Source organism: Rhodovulum sp. 12E13 (genome assembly GCF_003340565.1).
In the GTDB taxonomy this organism is placed as follows: Bacteria; Pseudomonadota; Alphaproteobacteria; order Rhodobacterales; family Rhodobacteraceae; genus HLUCCA09.
On record NZ_QPLK01000004.1, the window covers coordinates 266,951 to 274,040 of the forward strand.

Annotated in this window: 5 protein-coding genes and 1 pseudogene; 5 read left to right on the forward strand and 1 reads right to left on the reverse strand. The window is 72.0% G+C overall.

Annotation, left to right across the window (positions count from 1 at the left end; genetic code table 11):
* Nucleotides 1–27 precede the first annotated feature (27 nt).
* The 3 genes from DLJ49_RS05735 to DLJ49_RS05745 are packed head-to-tail and all read left to right on the forward strand — an operon-like array spanning nt 28 to nt 4,150.
* Complete coding sequence (locus DLJ49_RS05735) at nt 28–1,749, forward strand: ATP-binding cassette domain-containing protein (protein ID WP_115392554.1); 1,722 nt, start codon at nt 28–30, stop codon at nt 1,747–1,749.
* Nucleotides 1,746–3,041 (forward strand): HlyD family type I secretion periplasmic adaptor subunit, encoded by a 1,296-nt coding sequence (locus DLJ49_RS05740; RefSeq protein WP_115392555.1) that lies wholly within the window; start codon nt 1,746–1,748, stop codon nt 3,039–3,041. The genes DLJ49_RS05735 and DLJ49_RS05740 overlap by 4 nt, the downstream gene beginning before the upstream one ends.
* 20 nt (nt 3,042–3,061) lie before the next feature.
* Nucleotides 3,062–4,150 (forward strand): CapA family protein, encoded by a 1,089-nt coding sequence (locus DLJ49_RS05745; protein ID WP_158547402.1) that lies wholly within the window; start codon nt 3,062–3,064, stop codon nt 4,148–4,150.
* A gap of 2 nt (nt 4,151–4,152) precedes the next feature.
* Here the strand turns inward: DLJ49_RS05745 and DLJ49_RS05750 are convergent, their stop codons facing one another.
* Nucleotides 4,153–5,052: an alpha/beta hydrolase gene (locus DLJ49_RS05750; protein ID WP_115392585.1), complete on the reverse strand. Its 900-nt coding sequence runs from the start codon at nt 5,050–5,052 to the stop codon at nt 4,153–4,155.
* An 875-nt stretch (nt 5,053–5,927) separates the two neighbouring features.
* On the opposite strand from DLJ49_RS05750, the pseudogene DLJ49_RS22835 reads away from it, so the two are divergent.
* A pseudogene (locus DLJ49_RS22835) lies at nt 5,928–6,014 on the forward strand (twin-arginine translocation signal domain-containing protein); the annotation flags it as partial.
* Between the two features lie 94 nt (nt 6,015–6,108).
* The gene (locus tag DLJ49_RS05760; RefSeq protein ID WP_115392558.1) at nt 6,109–6,474 is read left to right on the forward strand and encodes a peptide-methionine (R)-S-oxide reductase; all 366 of its coding nucleotides are present in this window, start codon (nt 6,109–6,111) and stop codon (nt 6,472–6,474) included.
* Nucleotides 6,475–7,090: the final 616 nt, after the last annotated feature.

Sequence of the window (7,090 nt, forward strand, 5' to 3'; positions counted from 1 at the left end):
TCGAGCGGGGCGGAAAGGAAAGGACGGATGCGCAGGACCCAGAAGACGCCGCACCGCGCCGCCGGGGAGGAGACCGCGCTCGCCGCCGCGTGGCGCGCTTCGGCCCCTGGCCTCGCTGCGGTCGTCGTTTTCGGCGCGGCCGTCAACCTGCTGAAGTTCGCCCTGCCGCTCTACCTGCTGCAGGTGCTCGACCGCATCCCGGCGAGCCGCAGCGTCGAGACGCTGGCGCTGCTGACGTTGATGGCGCTCGCCGCTCTGTCCGCGGGCGCCGCGCTCGATATCGTGCGCAGGCGGATGCTGACCCACTGGGGCTACTGGATCGAGCGCCGCTTCGGCCCCGAGCTTGTGGCGCGGGGCCTCGGCGGTGGCGCCTCCGCGCGCCGACCAGACCTCGACGCGGCGCTGTCCGACCTCGCCCGCATCCGCGCCTTCGTCACGCGCTCGCTCGCCGCCTGGCTCGACGTGGCGTGGGTGCCTGTGTTCCTGCTCGGGGTCGCCCTCGTCCACCCATGGCTCGGCGGGCTGGCGCTCGCGGCCTGCCTTGCGCTCGTCGCTCTCGCCGTCGTGCAGGACGCGGTTTCGGTCGAGCCGCGGCGCGCCTCGGGCGCGGCCGGGCGCGACGCCGGGGCGCTGCTCGCCGTCGCCGACCGCCACCGCGAAAGCATCGGGGCGCTGGGCATGTCGCCCGCGCTCGCCGAAAGGTGGAGCAACGCCGCGGCGGGACGGCTGGCCGAGCGCGAGCGGCTCGACCGCGACCGCGCCCTGTTCCGCGGGCTGATGCGGGCGCTCGGGCAGGCGATGCGGCTCGGCATGATCGGGCTCGGCATGTGGCTGTTCCTGCGCGGAGAGTTGACCCTCGGCGGCGTCTTCGCGGCGCGCGTCATGGCGGGCTTCGGCTTTTCGGTGGTCGAGGGGGCGGCGCGCTCGTCGCGGGCGCTCGGCGCGGCGCGGCGCGGCCATGCCGCCGTGCGTGCCGCGCTTGCCGTGCCCCCTGCGCCGGCGCCCGATCTGCACCCCGGCACCGACCGCGCCGCCCTCAGGGTCGAGGATGTCACCCACCGACACCCGGGCCAGAGGCGCGATCTGTTCAGGCGGCTGTCGCTGCGGGTCGCGCCCGGCGAGATGCTGTTGATCAGCGGCGAGGGCGGCATGGGCAAGACCACGCTCGCCCACCTGATCGTCGGGATAGAGTCGCCGCGCCACGGCCGCGTCTTTCTGGGCGACACCGACGTCGCCATCCTCGGACCGGAGGACCGGGCCCGCCTGATCGGATACCTGCCGCAGCATGTCGAGCTCTTCGCCGGCTCCGTGCGCGAGAACATCGCGGGCATGGAGCGTGGCTCGCTCGTCGACGTGACCGACGCCGCGCGGCTCGCGGGTGTGCACGACCTGATCCTCGGCATGCCCGAGGGCTACGACACGCCACTCTCGCCCGAGACGTTCGATCGCCTGTCGGGCAGCCAGCGCAAGCGGATCGCGATCGCCCGCGCCTTTCACGGGGCGCCCCGGCTGGTGCTGCTCGACGAGCCGTGGGCCAATCTCGACGCGCCCTCGCGCAAGATCGTCGAGGCGGGGCTGCGGCACCTCAAGGCGGCCGGGGCGATCGTGGTGGTCACGCAATCCTATCGCTCCGGCAGCCTGCACCGGCTGGCCGACACCCACCTGATCCTCGACGCCGACGGCTTCGGCTTCGCGCCGCCCGCCCGGGCCGAGCGCCCGGCGCGGGGCGCATTGAGGCGCGTCAAATGACCCGGAGCGACCCGCCCTTTCCCAGAGGCACGACCCTCTTCGGGGTGACGATCGTCGCGGCCTTCGTGCTCGCCTTCGGCGCATGGTCGCGGCTGGCGCCGATCGAGAGCGCGGTTGTCGCGCCCGGTGTCGTCGCTGCCGCGACGGGTCTGCGCGAGGTGCAGCATTTCGAGGGCGGGATCGTCGCCGCGATCCCGGTCGCCGCCGGCGAGCGGGTCGCGCACGGCGAGGTTCTGCTGCAGCTCGACGCGACCGGGCCGCGCGCCCGCCGGAACGAACTGCAGGCGCGGTTGTTCGAGGCGCTCGCCACCCAGGCCCGCCTGACGGCCGAGCGCGACGGGGCCGACGCGATCGCCTTTCCAGACGTGCTGGCCGGGCGTCTGGCCGACCTTGCCGCGCAGGACGCGATGGCGAACCAGCGCGCCCTCTTCGACACCCGCCGACGCCTGCATGCCGAGCGTCTCGACATCCTCGACCGCACACGCGAGGGGCTCGCGGCCGAGATCGACGGGATGCGCGGCCAGATCGTGGCGGGCGAGCGCCGGCTCGCCATCACCGACGAGGAACTCTCCACGGCCCGCGCCCTGCTCGACCGTGATCTCGCCCGTCGCTCGGAAGTGCTGCGCCTCGAGCGCGAGCGCGCGGAGCTTGAGGGCACCGTCGCCGAGACGCGCGCGGCCATCGGCGCCGCCGAGCAGCGCGCCGCCGAGGCCCGATTGCGGGTGGCCGAGCTGCAGGCCCTGCGCGCCACCGAGATCGCCGAGGAACTGCGCGCCGTCACCGCGCGCGTGCACGAGCTCGAACAGCAGCTCGCCGCCGCCGACGACGTGCTGCGCCGGACCGAGATCCGCGCGCCGGTCGCGGGCATCGTCGTCGACATGTCGGTGGGCACTGTCGGCGGCGTGGTCGAGGCCGGGGCGACGCTGATGCGCCTCCTGCCAGAGGGAGACGCCTTCGTCGTGCAGGCGCGGATAGATCCGCTCGACATAGATCGCGTCGGACCCGGCATGCCTGCCACGGTCTGGCTCACCTCGCTCAACCGCCGCAGCCATTCGGGCGTCGGGGGGCGGGTCGAGACGATCTCGGCCGACCGGCTCGCCGACCCCGCGACGGGTGCGGCCTACTACCTCGCCCGCGTGGCGATGGAGCCGGGCGCGGTCGAGCGCAGCGGCGTGCCGCTGCAGGCCGGGATGGGGGCGGAGGTCATGATCGCCACGGGGGCGCAGTCGGCGCTCGACTACCTCGCCGCACCCATCGCCCGCAGCCTGTCGCGCGCCTTTCGGGAAGAATGACATGCCCGGGGAGGGGTGACATGGCGGCCGCCTTCACAGCGCTGTTCGCCGGCGACGTGGGCTTTGGCGAGCACTTCATGCACCATCCGCGTGCCGCGCCGCTGCAGCGCAAGCTCGGGGCCGAGGGCCGTGCCGCCTCGCTTTCGGGGCTGGCCTGCCTGTTCGACGCCGCCGACGTGGCGGTGGCCAATCTCGAGGCGCCGCTGTCGGACCGGCCCGACCCCGCGCTCGCCGGCCGCAAGCCCGGCCTCGCCTGGTCGCAGCCCGAAGAGACCGCCGCCGCCCTGCGCGATGCCGGCTTCACCGCGCTGTCGCTGGCCAACGACCATGCCCTCGACTGCGGGCGCGAGGGCCTCGCCGAGACGCGCCGCCGCCTTGCCCGCGTCGGCATTCGCCCCTTCGGAGCCGGGCCCGGCCCCACGCTCGCCGGCCTGCCCTGGCTGGTGCCATTCGAGACCGCGGGGCGCGCGCGCACGCTGGCCGTCTTCGGCGCCTTCGAGTATCGACCCGTCTACGACCACGCATTCCGCTGGTACACGAACCGGGGGTTGGCGGGGGTGGCCCCGCTCTCGCCCCTGCGGCTGCGACGCGACATCGCCCGCGTGCGGCAGCGCCTGCCCGAGCCTCTGGTCGTGGCGTTCCCGCACTGGGGCGAGAGCTACGCTCCGACCAGCGAGGCCCAGCGCGCCGCCGCCCGGCAGCTCGTCGCCGCGGGGGCCGACATCGTGATCGGGCACGGGTCGCACGTCGCGCAGGGCTTCGAGATGGTGGGGGGGCGGCCGGTGATCTACGGCCTCGGCAATTGCGCCTGGAACACGCCGGGCCGCTTCGGCATCGAGGGGGTGGCAGCGATCGGCCTTGTGGCCCTGCTCTCCTTCGGCGAGATCGGGCCACCGCTCCTGCGGCTCGTGCCGATCCTGACCGACAACGCGGCGACGGGCTTTCGCAGCCGCCCGTTGGGCGAGGCGGCATTCGCCCGCTTCGCCGCCGCGCATCGGGGCGGCTGGGCCACGGCTCGCGTGGGCGGGGCGCCCTGCCTCGAGCGTCTCGTGCCGCCCGGCGAGCCGGCCGCGCGCCAGGCGGCTGCATCGGCGTTCGCTCCGCCTTGAGGCTAGTCGGCAGGCGCACCCACCGCCAGCCCCAGCGCCTCGGTCAGTTCGGCGGCGGCCAGCATGTCGCGCGAGGAATGGCCGATGCCCGGCGCCTCGACCAGTCGCCAGCCGAAGGGCAGCCCCCGCTCCGCCGCCGCCTCCCGCCCCGCGCGGAACACGGTCCGACCCCGTTCGAGCCGCGTCGCGCCCTGAGCGTCGGCCCACCGGTTGCGGGTGAGGTTCTGGGCGCCTGTATCCTCCTGCCCGAGATAGATCGTCACCGGCGCGGCGAGGTAGTGCTCCAGCGTCCCGTCCAGGGCTTCGTCCGGTGCCCCGCCGAAGCCGTAGGGGACGGGCCAGTCGGCGCTGGGCATCACGTGGGTCGCCGGGTTGGCCAGCACGATCCGCGCCACGCCCTCGGGCCGGCCATAGGCCGCGTAGCGCGACAGGAACTGCGCGCCGGCGGAGTGGCCGAACAGGTAGACGGGCGTGGCCGCTCCCTCGCGCTCCCGCACCCAGGCGACGAGATCGTCGACCGCCCCGATCGTCCACGCGCCGACGTCGCGCGGGCCATCTGGGCCGACCAGCCCGCCCCTGTGGTAGGCCGCGTTGGGAAAGCGCTCCCGGTCGAAGAGCGGGCTGTAGACCGACATGCACAGCCCTCGTGCCGCGTCGCGCGCGCGGTCGCGGTAGGCCTCGGCGGTGCGCCCGGTCCCGTGGAAGACCAGCAGTGCCGAGGGGCGGGCGCAGTCTGCCGGCCGGTAGGTGAACACGTCGAGCCGGTGCGCGCCTATGGCCGCCTCGACCCTGCCCGCCCCGAAAGGCGCCACTGTATCGAACGCGGCGACCGGCGGTGGTGCGGCCGAGAGCAGCGCGACGGCGAGGAGCCCGGCGGGCAGCCTGCGGAGGGGGCGGGTCATGCCGGCATGCTCGCGCCTCGGGATTCGGGACGATCCGGTGCTGCCGGACCGGCGGACCGCGCGGTGCCGCCCGTCCGAGAGGTTCATCTTAGCATCTCTCACGAGGGCGGTGTAGGCGGCAGCGGTCTTTGGCCGGGACGGGGGCGCGCGGCCGCGTCCTCCCGAAGAAAGAATGACTTGGCAACGGGCGGCGCTCGCCTCCGTGGCGGCCTCGGCTGTGCCCGGTTGCGGCGCGACAACCGGCCTTGACGGCCGGCCGTTTCGGAGGCTTTGGCGGCAGCGGGGGCTTCGGCAGATCGAACCGGAGGGCGTCGAGCCTAGAGCGCGAGGCCGGCGTGAACACGGCGCGGCTGCAGGGGCTCGACGTGGCCGGCATGGTCTCGGCTCGGAGGGGAATACGCGGTCGCCATCGGCGCTTCGCGCGGCGTGGCGGGCACAGGCAGGTGCGGCAGGGCACGATGTCGATGCACCTCGCGCCGCGGGTCTCCGTCTCGGTCCTGGCCGCTGGTGCCCGCCCTGCCGCTCGGCGCGGCTGTCGACGCGCAGGGCGGCGTCGAAACCCGCAGAGATCGGCGACAGCCCTTTACCGATGGCCTGCGCCGGTGTCGGCATTCGGGGTCTGTATGGCAGATTGATTCCACGGACTGTTCGGGACCATGCCGGTCATTTCCCCGATCCTGGATGAAGGGTGCGGCCACACCGGCCTGCGGCCATTGCAGATGTGGCCGCGAAACTTCCGAACGCGGCGCTTCTGTTACAGCGCGTCACTGCCAAGTGAACCTTTCCTCCCGCCTTCTCTCGTCATGGTGTTTTGGCAGATTTGGCGATGGGGCGTAGCTTGCGGAATGCACGCATCGCAACATGGAGGCGGAACCATGACCCGTCACGCTTCTCCCCTGACCCGTCGCGGGTTTCTCGCGTCCTCGGCCGTTGCAGGTATCGGCCTCGGCACGGCAGGACAGGCTTCTGCCCCGAGCTTTCCGGCCAGCCCCGAATCCGATCCCTACACCTTCGAGATCACTCGCACGGAGGAGGAATGGCGCGCACTGCTCGACGATGAGTCCTACGTCATCCTCCGGGGGGGGGCAGACCGAATTGCCGGCCTCGAGCGACCTGTGGACCGAGACGCGCCCGGGCACCTACGGTTGCGGCGGCTGCAATCTGCACGTCTACTCCTCTGAGTGGAGAGTGCCGCTCGACAAGGGGTGGGTCTTCTTCGCGCATTCCGAGCCGAACACCGTCCTGACCGGCATCGACTCGCCGCAAGAAGCCTACGGGATGGATCCGAACGCACCGGGAAACATGATCGAAGTGCACTGCCGGCGGTGCGGCAGCCATCTCGGCCACATCCTGCTCGTGGAGGGCGAGCCGCTGCACTGCATCAACGGGCGCAGTCTGACCTTCGAGCCGCGCGACACCTGACGCCTCCCTCGCCTGCCCGCTGCAAGAAGGCCCGGCTTTGCCGGGCCTTCTTTTTTTCTGGACTCCGGGGCGACGAATTCGCGTAATCACGCGCACTCGCATGCGCGTGATTCAAGATCAATTGTTGTGGGTGAAACAGGGCCGATCGGCTTCCGCCATGTCACGTGTTTCACCGGGATCGGTAACATGTGAACCGGGGGCCGAGACCGATTGACGGGCAAAAGGTGCCGGAAATCAATAGCCTGACCAGTGCCGGGCCAATTTCGGAAAGGCGGGTGCGGATTTTGCGCGAAGGCCCCGCCCGGAGGGTCACGCAAAATCAAGTCGGCGTCATCCGCGAGGCGGTATTTCATGCGGTGTGCCGCCTTTGAACGGGGCCGGCGCAAGTCCTATTCCTGTGATCCGAAGTTCGACACCTCCCGGGGGGATTTGTGAGTTCTGCGAGAGGCCGGTGGGGGGATTTCAAGGGGTTAGGTTGCGAGAGGGTGGTGAAGTGCGGATGTAGTGTCGTCACACGTTTGGTGAAAATGCAGCATTGATACATGACGATGGGGCGACTACTGTCGCCACATCATGTATACGCGCATCACGAAGAGCGGCGGGCGGCAGTATCTTC